At 66.3% G+C, this 16,569-nt stretch carries 14 protein-coding genes and 1 pseudogene; 6 read left to right on the forward strand and 9 right to left on the reverse strand.

The features are described from left to right. Nucleotides 1-44 precede the first annotated feature (44 nt). Entirely contained in the window at nucleotides 45-968 is a 924-nt protein-coding gene (locus CBI38_RS11255; protein ID WP_109328874.1) for a shikimate dehydrogenase, read from the forward strand. Between the two features lie 258 nt (nucleotides 969-1,226). Here CBI38_RS11255 and CBI38_RS11260 read toward each other — a convergent pair whose 3' ends face one another. From CBI38_RS11260 to pcaH, 7 genes are all read right to left on the reverse strand, one after another. After that, nucleotides 1,227-2,570 carry an HNH endonuclease signature motif containing protein gene (locus CBI38_RS11260; RefSeq protein WP_109335004.1) on the reverse strand — a complete coding sequence of 448 codons (1,344 nt, stop codon included), beginning with the start codon at nucleotides 2,568-2,570 and terminating at the stop codon, nucleotides 1,227-1,229. 458 nt (nucleotides 2,571-3,028) lie between these two features. Continuing rightward, entirely contained in the window at nucleotides 3,029-4,240 is a 1,212-nt protein-coding gene (locus tag CBI38_RS11270; RefSeq protein WP_109328876.1) for an acetyl-CoA C-acetyltransferase, read from the reverse strand. 35 nt (nucleotides 4,241-4,275) lie between these two features. Beyond that, on the reverse strand, nucleotides 4,276-5,073 hold the full coding sequence (locus tag CBI38_RS11275) for an IclR family transcriptional regulator (protein WP_109328878.1): 798 nt from the start codon (nucleotides 5,071-5,073) through the stop codon (nucleotides 4,276-4,278). Continuing rightward, a complete protein-coding gene (pcaDC, locus tag CBI38_RS11280) occupies nucleotides 5,070-6,263 on the reverse strand; it encodes a bifunctional 3-oxoadipate enol-lactonase/4-carboxymuconolactone decarboxylase PcaDC (protein WP_109328880.1) in 1,194 nt (397 codons plus the stop codon). Before pcaDC ends, CBI38_RS11275 begins: the two co-directional genes overlap by 4 nt. Next, on the reverse strand, nucleotides 6,260-7,606 hold the full coding sequence (pcaB, locus tag CBI38_RS11285; protein WP_109328882.1) for a 3-carboxy-cis,cis-muconate cycloisomerase: 1,347 nt from the start codon (nucleotides 7,604-7,606) through the stop codon (nucleotides 6,260-6,262). The genes pcaDC and pcaB overlap by 4 nt, the downstream gene beginning before the upstream one ends. 22 nt (nucleotides 7,607-7,628) lie before the next feature. Then, nucleotides 7,629-8,270 (reverse strand): protocatechuate 3,4-dioxygenase subunit alpha, encoded by a 642-nt coding sequence (pcaG, locus tag CBI38_RS11290; protein WP_109328884.1) that lies wholly within the window; start codon nucleotides 8,268-8,270, stop codon nucleotides 7,629-7,631. Continuing rightward, nucleotides 8,270-8,989, reverse strand: a complete 720-nt coding sequence (gene pcaH, locus CBI38_RS11295; RefSeq protein WP_109328886.1) for a protocatechuate 3,4-dioxygenase subunit beta — start codon at nucleotides 8,987-8,989, stop codon at nucleotides 8,270-8,272. Before pcaH ends, pcaG begins: the two co-directional genes overlap by 1 nt. A 147-nt stretch (nucleotides 8,990-9,136) precedes the next feature. Here pcaH and CBI38_RS11300 point away from each other — a divergent pair, with 147 nt between their 5' ends. Further along, nucleotides 9,137-9,886, forward strand: coding sequence for a CoA transferase subunit A (locus tag CBI38_RS11300; protein WP_109328888.1), 750 nt, complete (start codon nucleotides 9,137-9,139; stop codon nucleotides 9,884-9,886). After that, complete coding sequence (locus CBI38_RS11305; protein WP_109328890.1) at nucleotides 9,883-10,524, forward strand: CoA transferase subunit B; 642 nt, start codon at nucleotides 9,883-9,885, stop codon at nucleotides 10,522-10,524. Before CBI38_RS11300 ends, CBI38_RS11305 begins: the two co-directional genes overlap by 4 nt. A 75-nt stretch (nucleotides 10,525-10,599) precedes the next feature. Here the strand turns inward: CBI38_RS11305 and CBI38_RS11310 are convergent, their stop codons facing one another. Continuing rightward, nucleotides 10,600-11,214, reverse strand: a complete 615-nt coding sequence (locus CBI38_RS11310) for a maleylpyruvate isomerase family mycothiol-dependent enzyme (RefSeq protein WP_109328892.1) — start codon at nucleotides 11,212-11,214, stop codon at nucleotides 10,600-10,602. A gap of 152 nt (nucleotides 11,215-11,366) precedes the next feature. Here CBI38_RS11310 and CBI38_RS11315 point away from each other — a divergent pair, with 152 nt between their 5' ends. Then, entirely contained in the window at nucleotides 11,367-11,735 is a 369-nt protein-coding gene (locus tag CBI38_RS11315) for a hypothetical protein (protein WP_162603209.1), read from the forward strand. Nucleotides 11,736-11,773: 38 nt separating this feature from the next. Continuing rightward, nucleotides 11,774-12,466 carry a hypothetical protein gene (locus CBI38_RS11320; RefSeq protein ID WP_204164909.1) on the forward strand — a complete coding sequence of 231 codons (693 nt, stop codon included), beginning with the start codon at nucleotides 11,774-11,776 and terminating at the stop codon, nucleotides 12,464-12,466. Between the two features lie 69 nt (nucleotides 12,467-12,535). On the opposite strand, the pseudogene CBI38_RS11325 reads toward CBI38_RS11320, so the two are convergent. Next, nucleotides 12,536-14,493: pseudogene (locus tag CBI38_RS11325) on the reverse strand (sulfatase-like hydrolase/transferase); the annotation flags it as partial. 223 nt (nucleotides 14,494-14,716) lie between these two features. On the opposite strand from CBI38_RS11325, the gene CBI38_RS11330 reads away from it, so the two are divergent. Then, nucleotides 14,717-16,513 carry an ABC transporter ATP-binding protein gene (locus tag CBI38_RS11330; protein ID WP_109328896.1) on the forward strand — a complete coding sequence of 599 codons (1,797 nt, stop codon included), beginning with the start codon at nucleotides 14,717-14,719 and terminating at the stop codon, nucleotides 16,511-16,513. The last annotated feature ends 56 nt before the right edge of the window (nucleotides 16,514-16,569 follow it).

The following is a 16,569-nucleotide window of genomic DNA, read 5'->3' on the forward strand; positions in this document are numbered from 1 at the left end:
ATAGTTAATTAGCTCCCGTAAGTCCTCTCCCGGAAGTGAGCACCATGATTTCTCCCGACCTCGACACCGTTGCCGTATCCCGCCCGTCGTACCTCTGCGGGCTCATCGGTTCGGGAATCTCGAAGTCCCTGACGCCACCTCTGCACGAGTCGGAGGGTCAGGCGCAGGGAGTCGGGTACGTCTACCGCATTCTCGATCTCGACACGCTCGCGCTGGGTGAAGATGGGTTGCCGCGGCTCCTCGCCTCGGCGAAGCTGCTCGGATTCGATGGTCTCAACATCACGCATCCCTGCAAGCAGGCCGTCATCCCGTTGCTCGACGACCTGTCGGACGATGCGCGCACGCTCGGCGCGGTCAACACGGTGCACATCGCTAATGGACGGCTCATCGGCCACAACACCGACTGGTCCGGATTTGCGCGGAACATGGACGAGGGCCTCGGCGGCGCGCCGACCGATCGTGTGGTCCAGCTAGGCGCAGGCGGCGCGGGCGCGGCCGTCGCATACGCGGCGCTGACCCGTGGGGTCCTGCACTTCACGATCATCGATGCCGACGCCACCCGCGCACAGCTGCTGCGGGATTCACTCGCCGCCATGTTCCCGGACCGCGTCGTCGTCTCCGGTGACCTCTCCGCCGTGCCCGCCGCTGTCGGGCAAGCGCAAGGTCTCATCAATGCAACCCCGCTCGGAATGGCGCAGCACCCCGGTATGGCGCTGGATGCCGAACTGCTCCGGCCCGACCTGTGGGTTGCCGACGTCGTCTACCGGCCAGCAGAAACTGAGCTTCTGCGACGTGCCCGCGACATCGGGGCGCGCACCCTCAGCGGCATCGGAATGGCCGTCGGACAGGCGGTCGATTCGTTCCGCATCTTCACCGGACTCGAACCCGACGTCCTGCGGATGCAGGAGCACATGCGACGGCTGCTCGCCGAAGAGGACAGCGCCACCCTCGCCGCATCACCGTCGTGAACCGTGACGGGGCCCTCGCAGGCAGGGGGATTCGGCGGCAACCTCGACCAGCGACGTCCTTGTCTTCGGGACGTCCTTGTCTCCGGGTTGCTGATCGCAACGGGCTTGGCAGGGTTGGTGAGGGCTGCGGTCGGATGCCGTCTGGTCTGGTCACTTGGCGCTGGTCGGTTGGCGCTTGGCGCTTGGCATGACGGCATGCCGGCTCTGCAACAGGAGTGGTCCTGTTGCAGAGTCGGCTATGTGTGTCGCGCCTCGGGGTCAGGCCGCTCGGGGTCGGTCCTGGTTGTGCGCGGGGATGGGTGTGCGTTCCCGGTCGACTTGCCGGGGCGGAATGAAGGCGGGGTGCCGGTCTGCTCCGATGTCGATTTCCCAGTCACTGTGGTGGAGCAGTCGGTGATGGAACCCGCAGAGCAGCACGAGGTTGTCCATGTCGGAGGGCCCACCTGCGGACCAGTGGACGATGTGATGGCCCTCGCACCATGACGGTGGCGCACTGCATCCGGGAAATGCGCATCCTCGATCTCTCGCGACCAGTGCTTTTCGTTGTCGTTTGGTCACTGTCCGGGTGGTGGTGCCGAGGTCGAGTGGCGCGCCGTGGTCGTCGAGGACGATCGGCGTGTAGATCGAGTCGCAGCTGAGGAGCCGAGCCGCTCGCAGGCTCAGCGGTCCCATCCATTCGGTCCACGCGACCCCGTCGACCGCGAACGGCGACGGGTCGGTCGCGCAGGCGCCGCGCTGATCTTCTGCGCTGGAGTCGGCGTGGTTGGGGTGGTCGGCGAGGTCTTTGACGTTGATGTGGAGGGAGACGTGGGGTCGTTCTCCGCCTTCTTCGCCGGCGATTGCGGAGTTGAGGTAGCGGCGCAGCAGTTCGGTGAACCCGTCGACCCTGCGCTGTCCGGGGGTGCGGGTGTCTATGGTTCCGTCCTGCGCGGGTCGCGGCTTGGAGAGTCCGGAGAGCGCGGAGAGCAGCATTTCGCCGGTGACGGCGTCGAGGTCGCCTTTGACGGCGACGCGTCCGTTGAGTGTTCGGGAGGCGTGGAATTCGTTGAGTTCGGTGTCTTCGGCGGGCGGCGGGTCGTCGGATTCGAAGGCGCGTTCGAGGCGCGCGATGACGGCCCGCACGGCGTCGGTGTTGGCGGTTGGACCGCTCGCCGCGTACAGCAACGCGTTTCGGCAGTCGTCCATCGCTTCGAGTGGCATGCCTTTGGGCGGTCTCTCGCAGAATTTCATGATCAGTGCGGCGTGCTCCGCCGAGATAGTGGTGTCGAAGTATGCGTCCGCGATTTCCGGTTGGGAACGTAAACCTCGTCCCAACATCACGATTCGTCCCGCCGCACCGACCTCGAGCAATGTTGTGGAGGCCAGCCACATCTTGGTGTTCGGAAAGCCGAGCACATCGACCTTGCAGCGGTGGTCGACGGCACCGACGAGCCTGACGCGCAAAGCCTCGAGTCGCTGAATCTTCTCCGACACAGCAACCACCGATTCGAGCAACTCGGCCTCGGCCAGACGCCACGCATCACCGACCGCCGTCGCCAGAATCTCGTCCGACGCCAATATCTGGTCCGGCAACGCCCCCTGAATATCCTCCCCGATCCCCATCGCTCGAATCATACTTCGAACTCATGTTCGAGTCAATGGCGCCTGCCAATCCCGCCCAACCGCATCGTCGTCAAGCGGACAATGGCGGCATGGCAACTACGGGGGTGGTCCGTAGCTGGGACATCGGGAGGATGCAGGGCATCATCGACTCCGACGCCACCCCCGGTGGCGCGTGGACGCATTTCAGCTCCGTCGCGGGCCCAGGTTGCCGTTCGCTGACGCCAGGACAGCACGTCACCTTCGAACCCGAGAGAGTGGTCAGCGGAACGCAGGACGGCTACCACCACCGTGCACTCGATCTTCGAAGGCGACGGAGACCAGCCTCGAGCCACCCGATCAGACACCGGCTGTACGGTCCTCAGGCAACTCGACTTCTGAGCCCCTGAGGATTCGGGTGCACTGATCGCATCGATGTGCGCGCGAGGGGTTGAACTGCTGGGTCTGCGAGGGCGACGATGTCAGACTCGTTCGAAGACCGCAGCGAGTCCCTGGCCGCCTCCGATGCACATCGTTTCGAGTCCGTAGCGGGTTTCGCGGCGGTCCATTTCCCGCAGCAGGGTGGCGAGAATCCGCCCACCGGTGGCACCGACGGGATGCCCGAGGGAGATGCCCGATCCGTTGGGGTTGAGCCGCTCGTCGGTGGGATCGAGGCCCCAGGTTCTGAGGACCGCGAGGGTCTGCGCGGCGAAGGCCTCGTTCAGCTCGATTACGCCCATGTCGCACAGCGACAGTCCAAGTTGTCCGAGAGCCTTCTCCGTCGCCGGCACGGGACCGATGCCCATCGTGCGCGGTGGAACTCCGGCCACTGCCCAGGACGCCATACGGGCGAGCGGCCTCAGCCCGAGCTCCTTGGCCTTCTCGGCGGTCGTCACGATGCACACGGCGGCACCGTCGTTCTGCCCGCTGGCGTTACCCGCGGTGACGGTCGATGCCGAGTCGATCTTGGAGCGGATGGCGCGGAGCTTCGACAACGACTCCACCGTGGTGTCGGCCCGCGGGTGCTCGTCGGTGTCCACCACGACAGGTTCGGATTTTCGTTGCGGCACAGTGACACCGACGATTTCCTCGGCGAAACGGCCGGCCCGCTGTGCCGCCACCGCCCGCTGATGCGACTGCACTGCGAGCGCGTCCTGATCTTCGCGGCTGATGTCGAACTCTGCCCGCAGATTCTCGGCAGTCTCGATCATGCCGCCCGGAACAGGGAAGTTGTCGCCGCCTGCGGTGACGCGGGCGCGGGCGAGGCGATCGGCGAGCTGCACGCCCTCGCCTTTCACCCCCCAGCGAATGTTGGGGTGGGTGTAGAACTCAGCCTGGCTCATCGATTCGGTACCGCCGGCGAGGACCAGGTCGTTGCCGCCGGACGCGACCTGCAATACCGCGGTGATGACCGCCTGCAGGCCGGATCCGCATCGGCGATCCACCTGCATCCCGGGAACGTCGATACCGAGGCCGGCGTCGAGCGCGGCGATCCGGCCGATCGCCGGAGCCTCACCGCCCGGAGACGCTTGACCGAGGATGACGTCGTCGATCGCGCTGCCGTCGATGCCGGTTCGTTCGACGAGTGCGGTGATGACGGTGGCAGCGAGACTTTGGGGAGTGAGGTCTTTGAACACTCCGCCGAAACGCCCTACCGGGGTGCGCAGGGGCTCACAGATGACGACGTCACGCATGGGAAACCTTTCATAGCTGTTCTGAACGGACCACGTCAGCGATTGACTGTGGCGAGGTCGCGTTCGATGTCGTGCGCGGCATGACGCAGCGCGGGAATCAGATCGGAGTACAGGTCGTCGAGGCTGTACCGGGCAGCATGGGTGGAGATGTTGACAGCCGCCACCGTCTCGCCGGAGGCCGACCGAATGGGCGCAGCCATCGAGCGCAGCCCCGCCTCGAGTTCCTGGTCGAGTAGGCAGTAGTCGTTCTTCCGAACCTCGAGAATTGCTGATCTCAGATCGGCGGGAGCGCTGATGGTGCGTTCGGTGAGCGGCTCGATCTCGATCCGCGAGAGATACGCGTCGAGTTCCTCGTCGGACAGTCCGGCCAACAGCACGCGTCCCATCGAGGTGGCATAAGCCGGGAACCGCGTGCCGATGGTGATGCCCACCGTCATGATTCTGCTGACCGGCACCCTTGCGACGTACACGATGTCGTCGCCGTCGAGAATCGACACCGACGACGACTCGTGCACCTGGTGACTGAGCTTCTCGAGGTGCGGCTGCGCAACCTCGGGCAGCGAGAGGCTCGACAGGTAGCTGTAGCCCAGTTCGAGTACGCGCGGCGTGAGCCAGAATGCCGAACCGTCGGTGGCCACGTACCCCAGTTCGACGAGTGTCAGCAGGAAGCGACGCGCGGTGGCCCGGGTGAGATCGGTCGCGCGGGCGACATCGCTGAGTGTTCGTCGCTGGTTCTGCTGGTCGAAGCAGCGAATCACCGCGAGGCCACGGGCCAGCGATTGCACGTAGTCGGGGGAGGGGAGAATCTTCTCCGTCGGTTCGGTTGCGGTCATGTCTGCGAATCATCCTCGCTGTCACCCGGCGACAGGTCGGCGAGGGCCTTCTTTGCGAGCGCAAAACCTCGGTTGCTGTTGGGAACACCGGCATAGACGGCGGTGTGCAGCAGTACTTCGCCGATCGTGTCCGCATCGACGCCGCCGCGCAGCGCCGCGCGAATGTGCATGTCCAGTTCGTGCTCGTTGCCGACGGCGGTGAGGACGGCGATGGTGAGAAGGCGCCGCGTCGTGTGGTCGAGGCCCGGCCGTGCCCAGATGTCACCCCAGGCCGTGCGGGCGATGAAGTCCTGGAATGGTGCGGTGAACTCTGTGGTCCCCTCGATCGACCGATCGACGTGTGCGTCACCGAGAACGGAGCGTCGTACCTTCATGCCCTCGGCGTGCGCTGCCCGGCGTCCTCGTGCGTACCCACCACCGAGAATGTGCTCGCGCAGCAAGGCGGTGACGGCACCGGCCTGTTCGAGGTTGGCCACGTGCGCAGCGGGGGAGAGGATTTCGAATCGAGCACCCGCGATCCCGTCGGCGAGCACCTGCATGACGGACGGCGGTGTCGACGGATCCTCGGCGCCGGCCAGAACAAGCGTGGGTGCGGCGATGCGGGAGAGATCGGCGGTGAAGTCCCAATCGGCCAGAGCGTCGCAGCATGCGGCGTAACCCTCAGGGGAGGTCGCCGCGATCATCTCGCGGTAATGCCGCACGAACTCTGGATCACGCTTGGTGAGCCCCTCGCTGAACCACCGTGCCACGACGGCATCCGCCAGTGACTCCGGACCGTCGGTGCGCGAGGCGGCAGCACGCTCCACCCATGCGTGCGGTTCGCCGAACTTCGCTGCAGTGCACAGCAGCGACAGGGACAGCACCCGGCGCGGAGCGTGGGCTCCGAGCCATTGCGCGATGGCGCCGCCCATCGAGAGCCCCACGATGTGGGCGGCGTCGACATCGAGGACGTCGAGCACCGCGAGGACGTCTTCGGAGAGTTCGCGCACGGAGTACGGCCCGTCCGGTGCGGGCGACTCGCCGTGGCCGCGCTGATCGACGGCGACCACCCGGCAGTCGTCGGACAGCGCAGCGATCTGCGGATCCCACATCGACCGATTGGAGCCGAGGGAGCCGAGCAGTACCACGACGGGGGCGTCGGGCGATCCGTTCCTGGGGCCGGAGACTTCATGTGCGAGTGCGACTGTCATCGCGTTCCTTCCCGTCCGCGAGTCACTGTGTCCAGTGCGCGGTCGACGATGTCGTAGGCGTGGCCGAGGTAGCCGGCCGGGTCGAGAAGCGCGCGGATCTCGTGCGCCTCGAGGTGTTCGAGAAGCGCGGGATCCTCGTCGAGGGGACGTCCCGTGCGGCAGGCGGCAGTCAAGAGGTCGCGCGCGTTGTGGGTGCGCGTGGACAGGGCGCCGGTGACCCGTTCGGCGAGCAGAAGTCCCCCGGTGAGGTCGAGGTTGCGGGCCATCGCGTCGGGATGCACCTCGAGGTCGCCGAGGCAGTCGGCGATGCGGGCGACGGCCCCGCCGGTGAGGCGCAGCAGGTCCGTGAGTGTTTCCCATTCGGCGTGCCAAGCTCCCGCCGCCCGTTGCTGCTCATGGTCCATGGAGGCGAGGACAGTGGCGACGAGGCCGGGAACGCGTCGGGCGCCGGCACGGGCGGCGATGGCGGCCACCGGGTTGCGTTTGTGTGGCATGGCGGAGGAACCACCGGGCGTGCCCTCGCTGACCTCTCCGATTTCGGTGGCGGAGAGGAAGACGATGTCGGTGGCGATCTTGGAGACCGCACCGGCCGCGGTTCCGAGGGCCGAGGCGAGGATCGCGATGCGTGTGCGGTCGGTGTGCCACGGGACGTCCTGACGCGGCAGACCGAGTTCGTCGGCGAGGGCGTCCGCCACCTCGAGGCCGTGCGGATAGAGCGCCGCCGACGTTCCTGCCGCGCCGCCGAGCTGCACCGGCAGATCAGTGAGCGCGTCGTCCAGGTTGCGGGAAGCTCTGTGCAGTGCGGTCATCCAGCCCGCGGCGAGAACGCCGAAGGTGGTGGGCAGTGCCTGCTGTCCGAGTGTGCGGCCGGCGATCGGCGTGGTGCGTTGCGCCCGCGCCAGCGCCTCGGCGCACACGAGCGCCTCATCCAGCAATGCCAGTACGTGAGCGCCCGCTCGGCGGGCGAGAAGCACGAGCGCAGTATCGAGGATGTCCTGACTCGTCGCACCTTTGTGGACATGACCTCCGGGGACGGCAGGATCGGCGGCCGCGAGTTCGGTACGCAAAAGTTTCACGAGCGGTATCACGGGATTGCCGCCCGCCGCCGCTGCCTCACCGAGGTCACCGACGTCGATGGTGCCCGCGGCAACCAACTGCCCGAACAACGACGAGATGGTGTCGGCGGACGTGGTGGGGATGACTCCGCATTTTCCCTCCGCCCTGGCCAAGGCAGCTTCCACCTCGACCATCGCGGTCACCCATGCCTGGTCGGAGAGCAGCGTCGACAACTCCCCGGCGCCGAACGTCGGGTCGAACAATGCGCCTCGGATGGGCGAATTCACGCGAGATCCTTTCACCGATCGGTTACAGGGCGAAGAACGGCGTTTCCCGTCCTTCCGCATTCTGCACGTGGATCGTCAGGTGGTACCCGCGATCGGTCTTCGCGGCGATCAACTTCGGACGGTCCGCTTCGGGAACGGCGGCGAGGACGGGGTCCGCTTCATGAGCCTCGGTGTCCTCGGGAAAGTAGAGACGGGTGTAGAGACGCTCGAGCATTCCGCGGGCGAAGAGACCGACGTTGATGTGGGGCGCCTCCGCAGTGCCGTTCTCCGCGGGGAGAGCGCCGGGCTTGACCGTGTGCACCACGATCGTGCCGGTGTCGTCGGCGAATACTCGTGCCAGACTCCGGAAACCGGCCGGAGTCGCCTCCGCCGCACCGCGGGGATCGGCGGGAGTGTCGAAGCGGCCTTCGGCATCGGCCTGCCAGGTCTCGATCATCGCGTCCACGATGGGCTGCCCGGCGCCGTCGAGCACCGTGAAGGAGACGTCGACGCGTCCCGGCGCATCCTCGGGAACAGTGGTGCCGCTGTTCTCCCAGCGGGGTAGCAGGCCGATGTGCACATACGGTCCCACCGTTTGGGAGGGGGTGACGCCGAAGGGCACTTCGTCCTGACTGCGCGCGAAGACGGGGTAGCGGGGTGCGTCGGGATTCTGGGTGTCGATCATCAGTGGCCCCCTGTCTCGGTGGACGGCTCGAACGGGGTGGCGTCCCGGCCGCGCAGGACGATGTCGAATCTGAACCCGACCGCCCAGTTCTCGCGGGTGTGGTCGTAGTCGAACGTAGCGATCATCCGCTCGCGAGCGGCTTCGGGAACCGAGTTGTAGATCGGATCCTGGAAGAAGAACGGATCGTCCGGAAAGTACATCTGGGTGACCAGTCGCTGCGTGAACGCCTGACCGAACAGGGAGAAGTGGATGTGCGCCGGCCGCCAGGCGTTGTGGTGATTGCCCCACGGGTAGGCGCCGGGCTTGACGGTGGTGAATTCGTAGTGGCCCTGCTTGTCCGTCAGGCAACGAGCCACACCGTTGAAGTGGGGATCGAGAGGTGCCGGCCAGGAGTCGTTCTTGTGGCGGTAGCGTCCGCCGGCGTTGGCCTGCCACACCTCGATGAGGGTGTCGGGGATCGGTTTGCCGGCGCTGTCGAGGACCCGCCCGTGGACGATGATGCGCTGTCCCTGCGCCTCGCCACCGTTGGCGTGAGTCATGTCGTTCTCGCCCTTGGCGACATCGCCGTCACCGAAGACCGGGCCCGTGATCTCGCCCAGACGCTGGGGAATCAGGATCAGGTCATTCTTGGGACTGCGTAACCGGGTCGTCTTGTACTCGGGGAAGAGCAACGGCGCATTGGCTTCGTGCCCAGCCCGGTGCGCTGGTAGGTGCAGCATGAAATCCTCGCGTTCTCGATGTGAACAGTCGCCCGCTATACGTACATAGTAGGCGGGATCTGTGATGGGGCCAACAGCCGGGGCGGAATTTGTTCGCAATGTGGATGGGTGTTCACTGTGTGAACATTTTCGGGTAGCCTGGGTCACATGGTCAACAAAGTCTTCCCAACAGCGGCCGAGGCCGTTGCCGATGTCCCCGACGGTGCGTCCCTTGCCGTGGGCGGCTTCGGCCTCGTCGGCATCCCCTCGGTGCTGATCGACGCCCTCCTCGCGCAGGGTGCGACCGACCTCGAGACCGTCAGTAACAACTGCGGCACCGATGGTTTCGGTCTCGGGCTCCTGCTCGAGCAGCACCGCATCCGCCGCACGATCAGCTCGTACGTGGGCGCCAACAAGGAATTCGCGCGCCAATACCTGAGCGGCGAACTCGAGGTGGAACTCACTCCCCAAGGCACGTTGGCGGAGCGCATGCGCGCCGGGGGAGCGGGCATTCCCGCCTTCTACACCCCGGCGGGGGTGGGAACGCAGGTCGCGGAGGGCGGACTGCCGATCCGTTACGACGGCCAGGGCGGTATCGCCGTGGCAAGCAAGCCGAAGGAAACGCGTGAATTCGACGGCGAGGCCTACGTCCTCGAACGGGCCATCCGCACCGACTTCGCGCTGGTCCACGCCTGGAAGGGCGACCGACTCGGCAATCTCGTCTACCGCGAGACGGCCCGCAACTTCAACCCCGATGCCGCGGGCGCGGGTCGCATCACCATCGCGCAGGTCGAGTACCTGGTCGAACCCGGTGAGATCGATCCGGCCGAAGTCCACACACCCGGCATTTTCGTTCAGCGTGTGGTCGAGGTCGGCAAGCAGGAAACGGGAATCGAGAACAGGACGGTGCGGGCATGAGTTGGACGCGGAACGAGATGGCAGCACGAGTCGCCGCAGAACTCGAAGACGGACAGTATGTGAATCTCGGCATCGGGATGCCTACATTGATCCCCGGCCACATCCCGGCCGGCAAGGACGTCATCTTGCATTCGGAGAACGGGATCCTCGGCGTCGGGCCGTACCCCACCGACGACGAGGTAGACCCCGAACTGATCAATGCGGGCAAGGAAACCATCACGGTGGCACCCGGTGGGGCGTTCTTCTCGTCCTCCGATTCGTTCGCGATGATCCGCGGCGGCAGCGTGGACGTGGCCGTTCTCGGCGCCATGCAGGTCAGCAGCCACGGCGACCTCTCCAACTGGATGGTTCCCGGGGCAATGGTCAAGGGGATGGGCGGCGCCATGGACCTTGTTCACGGTGCAGGCAAGGTCATCGTGATGATGGATCATCTCACCAAGAAGGGTGAGCACAAGATTCTCGAGGAGTGCACGCTGCCGTACACAGGCAAGCGGTGCGTACAGAAGATCGTCACCGACCTTGCCGTCATCGACGTGACGGCGAACGGTCTGCGCCTCGTCGAGACCGCGCCCGGCCACAGCATCGAAGAAGTCCAGGCGGCAACGGGCGCCACGCTGCTGGTCGACGCCACCGTGTAGTCCGAGACTTCCGTGTAATCCGAGACTTCGGAGGGCGCGCGGATCGTCGTCGGCTCCTTCGTCAGCCGATGGGTGTCACAGCGGGAGGCCCGCGACTCGTCCTGCGGGCACTGTCCGGCCGCACATCACGAGGGCGAGGTCTTCACCCGAGCCGAGGAGTTCGGTACCCGACCCGAATGCCCAGTCCATGTCAGTGGCCACCAGCCGCCGGCCCTCGATGTCGATGCCGAAGCGAGCGTGTCCGCCGCCGTGCGTGAGATCGTCCAGCACGGCCCGGATGGTCTCGTCGGGTACCCGGCGGGTGCATCCGAGCGGCACGGTGGCATCGAGGCCATGGATTACCACGTGGTTGAGGGCGCCGTGATAACCGCCGCCCGGCGGTGTCCAGTGCTGCATCACCTCGGAACGCAGGTTGTCCACGAGCTCGGTTACCGGGAGGCGGGCATCCTCCCGGGCGATCTGGTTGGACAGCCGGGTGAAGTCGAATTGGCAGTCCTGCAACTTGGCCATGAACTCGTCGCCTGAATAGCGCGCCGCCATGGTCAGATGGGCAATCACTTCGCGCACCCTCCACCCTTCGCAGAGCGATGGCGTGTCCCACCGTGCGTCGGAGAGTGTCTCGAGTTGATCGGCGAGTGCCGAGAATTCTGCAGCGACCGCGGGTTGGAGATGCGCGTCGTCATCAGTCATCGCAGACCTTCCCGCCTCCACGTGTTCGGCGACTCCCCGCCGTGTACACCCACCGTAGACCCGGCTGCACGGAGGTTGGGCTTAATCGGGCCTGCATGGTCAGTGTGTGCCGGCGTTCCCCGTTACCGTCCTCGTGCGGTCATGATGGGGCGGTGACTGCAGACCCTCCTGCTCGAGCCGTGCGCCGGCGGTTTCCGTTCCGCGCGGCCGCGACGCTTCTCCTCGCCGCATTCCTGATGTGGATCAGTGCCGCCTGGTATTTCGGTTCACTCGACTACCCGCTGGACGATTCCAACGGTGCATTCGTCGAGTGTGGATCGCCGTTTTCACCCACACCTCGGGAAAGCCTCGCAGTCACTCCGGAGGGTCGACAGGCTGTGTCAGAGGAGGAGCTGTACCGGTTGTGTGCGGCTGCACTGGACGGCACGGCGCGCATCTCGCTGGTAACCGCCGTGTTCGCGGTGGGTGTCGCTCTTCTCGGCGCACGGTTGCTCCGGAACTTCGTGCAGGGCACGAACTGACCGGACGCCGTCCTCCCTCCGGCGATAGTGTGGATGGCATGGTCCTGCTCGTACCTCACCGTTTTCGCGGGCCCACGGCGTCGGGCAACGGCGGGTACGTCGCTGGACTTCTTGCCGCGACGCTGAATCACGACGACGCCCCGGCGGCTCCGGTGACCGTGACCCTGCGCAAACCCCCACCGCTGGAAGTTCCACTGAAGGTGGTGAGAAGCGGAGGGCACTCCAGCGCCCAGGACCGGGACGGCACGACCATCGCCGACGCCGAGTCGGCCACTGTCAACGAGCTACCACAGGTCGCGGCAGTGGGCCTCGACGTTGCTCGTGCCGCGTCCGAGAACTATCCCGGCCGAGACCGTCATCCGTTCCCGCAATGTTTCGTGTGCGGCCCCGACCGCGCAACCGGTGATGGAATGCGCCTGTTCCCCGGCCGGATCGCGGACGGCAGCACCGCGTGCGTGTGGTGTGTCGACCCCGACCTCGCGGGGCAGGCGGCTTTCGTGTGGGCGGCGCTCGATTGCCCCGGCGGCTGGGCCGCACCGATCGAAGATCGCCCCATGGTGCTGGGCAGGATCACCGCTCGGATATCGGCGCTGCCCGAGCCTGGCGAGAACTGCGTGATCACGGGCCGACTGATCGGCTCCGAAGGGCGCAAGGTATGGACTGCGACGACGGCCTACGGAGCCGACGAGCGTGAACTCGGTCGTGCCTCCGCTACGTGGATTACCCTGTGAGTTGGCCGCTCCCGCTGCATCGAGGGGGACCTGGAAAAAAGTAGGATTCGAACGGCAGCGGCGGCGACCTCAGTCGGCGATCGCCTGTGCCAATTCCGCGACCTCCTGGATGACCGGTTCAGGCACACGGACCGTACCGGGGGTGTAGGTGACCGATCGCAGTCTGCCGGTGAAGCGGAAAGTCCCGCGGCGCTCTCGAAGCTCCCACACCACCGGTCCGCGGGCGTCGACGCCCACCGAGATCCCGGTCCAGGGCGCCATGCCGACCAGCTGGAACTGGTCGTCGAGGGTGGCCACGTCCCTCGTGACCCCGGCCGAGTCGGTGAGGGCGACGGTGAAGTTCCACCGGACGGATTCGGTGGCCTCCGCCCGCACCTGCACACCCACCACACCCGCGCCGAGGGGTGCGGAGGTGTGCGCAACCCGGCCGTAGCTGTTGACGGCGAACAGAATTCGACCGTCTTCGACGTAGAGCACGTATCCGCCGTGCGGGTCGCCGTGGGCCACGAGCACGCCTTCGTCGTCCCCGGTGATCTCGTGTGTGGCGACGTCAATGGTGAAGTCGCGGTACTGGTCAGCACACTGGACCGATAGCGTTCCAGCGTCGGCGTGCCCGCGAGGATCTTCACCGGCTCTGCCAGCCGACGCTCGTCGGGGCGCCGCTGCACAGCTTTGCGGTCGTTCAGAATTGGGAACACCGTGTTGTGCCAGGCCGCCCGGTCCCAGGCCTCGGCGAGTTCGCGCACCTTCTCGGGAAACAGATGTGCGACATCGGTGGTCTCGGCCGGGTCGGACTCGACGTCGAACAGCTGCCACTGCGGATCGTCGACCCGGGTCGGATCCGTGTGCAGCGACAGTAATTTCCAGCCGTCCCGGTAGAACCCGCGGTGACCGCCGAACTCGGCGTACTGCTCCGTGTGGGGTGTGGGCTGCGCAGCGTCCCGCAGGATGTCGGCGATGCTGACGCCGTCAGGCTCTTGGGCGAGAAGTCCGTTCCGGTGGCTCGGAGTCACGAGTCCGGCGAGATTCAGGAGGGTCGGGGTGATGTCGGTGACGTACGAGTAGTGCCTGCGCAGCCCGCTGTCACCGGCAGCACGCCGGAGCCCGGCCGGCCAGGACAGCAGAAACGGCACCCGCACACCACCGGCGAACGTCTGACCCTTGTAGAACCGGAACGGGGTATTCGACGCCTGCCCCCAGCCGCGCGGGTAGTGGACGCCGATCTTCTCCGAGCCGATCAGTTCCTCGTCGTGCGGAACGTCACGCACCCAGTCGTCGGGGACGGGTCCGTGCACGAATTGACTGAAGTATGAGCGTGTTCCCACCGCGCCGCCCTCGCCGGTGCCCCCGTTGTCGGACGTGAACACGATGATCGTGTTGTCGGTCTCGCCGAGTACGTCGAGGGTGTCGAGAACCCGGCCCACGCTCTGGTCGATGCTATCGACCATCGCGGCGTAGACCTCCTGGTACCGCGCGAACCGCAGCTGCTCTTCTTCGGTGAGCTCGTCCCACGGCGGCGCGTCGTAGCCGGGTTCGGTGTTGCGTTCGGCCATCTGGGTGCCTGGCGGGAAGAACCCAGCCTCGACCTGTGCGTCGAAGCGGCGGCGTCGCACAGCGTCCCAGCCCTCGGTGTAGTGGCCACGGTACTTGGCCCGGTCTTCGGGCTTGGCCTGGTGCGGTCCGTGCATCGCGATGTGCGAGAAGTACAGGAAGAACGGCTTGTCGGCGTCGTGGGCGCGCAGGCTCTTGATGCGCGAAATGGCCTTATCCGTGATGTCATCGGTGACGTAGTAGTCCGGCGGATACTCCTCGACGTCGACCACGGAGTTGTCGGAAATCAGCTCGCTCGGGTAGTAGAACGAATTCAGTCCCTCGAGCGAGCCGTAGTAGCTGTCGAATCCACGCTGCAGTGGCCAGGAGTCGCGGGTGCGACCCGGCGCGAGGTTGGTGTCGCGCGCGAGATGCCACTTACCGACCGCGTGGGTGGCATAGCCGTTCTCGCGCAGAATCTCGGCGAGGCTGAGTGCGTACTTCCCGGACAACCCGAGAAGACGGTACGGGTGCCGATCCCGCCCATCAGTATTTGGAATCAAGTGGATTTCAAGCCCGCCGGACTGGCTGCCCCGTGTCGGCCTCGCCCAGGGGTCGTACCAGCGGTACGTTCGTTCGATCTGACGCAACGAACGTCCCGTTCGTGCGGAGTGCAGGGGTCGGCGGAGTACAGGGGTCGGCGGGGCAGCAGGGGGATCTGTGAAGTCGTATCAGGGAAGGCCGCACGCAGAAACGGCGCACGCACGGACAACGGATAAGGCGACTCGGCCCCGTATCCGGGAGTTGTGGCCGTACGCGCGCGAGCATCGGCGGCTTCTCGGTGCGGCGGTTGTGTTGTCGGTGGCTGCGGCCGGGGTGAGTCTCGCGCAACCCCTGGTGGTGGGTGGAATCATTGCCGCAGTCAGCGACGGACGATCATGGGGCGGGATGGGGTGGGCGCTGGTCGGCTTGCTGGCCGTCGAAGTCGGCGTGGGGACGATGCAGTATTACCTGCTGCATCGGACCGCAGAAGGTGTGGTCCTCGGCGCCCGCACCGATCTGATCCGTCATGTGCTGCGCTTACCGATCAGCGAGTACCGCCGCCGTGATGTCGGTGATCTCGTCTCCCGGGTGGGATCGGACACGACGCTGCTTCGCGGTGCACTGACCGAGGGGCTCGTCGATGCGCTCGGCGGTGTCTTCGTTCTGGTCGGTGCGCTGGCAGCGATGCTGCTCCTCGACCCGGTGCTCGCCGGGGTGACGGTGACGGTGACCGCGATAGTCGTGGCCGTCTCCCTGCTGGTGGGCAACCGACTGCGCAAGTTGATGTTCGACACCCAGAGCCGCCTCGGCGACCTCACCGGCGATCTGACCCAAACACTGTCCGCCGTCACCGTGGTTCGTGCCAACGGCGCTACCGAACGGGCACAGGCTCGGCTCGACGATCGGGCTGCAGCCGCATTCGCTGTCGGCGTGCGCGCGGCACGGTCGAGCGCTGCGATACAACCGCTCGGCCGGGCCGCGGGTCAGGCGTCGCTGCTGATCGTCCTCGGCATCGGCGGCTACCGGGTGGCCGCGGGACATATGACGGTGGCCGAGTTGGTCACCTTCGTTCTCTTCATGTTCTTGTTCATGGGCCCGGTGAATGTCGGGTTCGCCGCGGTCCAGTCCGTCGCAGGGGCGCTCGGTGCCCTGCAACGCATCACCGAAATCCGCCGCGTGCCCATCGAGGACGCCGCCGACACCATCCGCCACCGCGCTCTGCCGAACACAGTTGGACCCATGCTGCAATTTCAGGACGTTCACTTCGCCTACACGCCGGGGCATGCCGTGTTGAATGGGGTGAGCGTCAGCGTGGAGCGCGGCTCCCGTACCGCAGTGGTCGGGCCGTCCGGGGCCGGTAAAACTACACTCCTGGCCCTGATCGAACGCTTTTACGACACCGACCGCGGCCGAATCGCCATCGGTGGCATCGATATCACCGAGTTGCCCCGCGCAGTCCTGCGCGAGCAGATCGGGTACGTGGAGCAGAACTCACCCGCCGTGGCCGGGAGTATCCGCGACAACCTCACGTTCGGGGCCCCGCACGTGAGCGACGAGCGGTGCCGCGCGGCGCTGAAAGCTGTCGACCTCCTCAGCCGGGTCGATGCCGAGCCCAGGGGTCTCGACGCACAGATCGGCGAGAACGGGGTCCGCCTGTCCGGCGGGGAGCGGCAACGGCTTGCGCTCGCCCGTGTTCTTCTCGCCGAGCCGCCGCTGCTTCTGCTGGACGAGCCCACGTCGAGTCTCGACAGCCGCAACGAGGAAATCTTCCAGATCGCTCTCGACGCCACCGCCTCCGATCAGACGGTGCTCATCGTCGCGCATCGTCTCGCGACGGTGAAGAACGCCGACCAGATCGTCCTACTCGACTCCGGCCGCATCTCCGCTGTGGGTACCCACGACGAACTGTTGACCTCCAGCCCGCTGTACCGCGAACTCGCCCGTCACCAGATGATCGGCGCCCCGAATCGGTAGGAATCCTCGCAGAAGCGGACAGACCCCGAATTATTCCGACGGCGCGACGCGCAGCG

This window comes from Rhodococcus oxybenzonivorans, assembly GCF_003130705.1.
GTDB classification, from domain to species: domain Bacteria; phylum Actinomycetota; class Actinomycetes; order Mycobacteriales; family Mycobacteriaceae; genus Rhodococcus_F; species Rhodococcus_F oxybenzonivorans.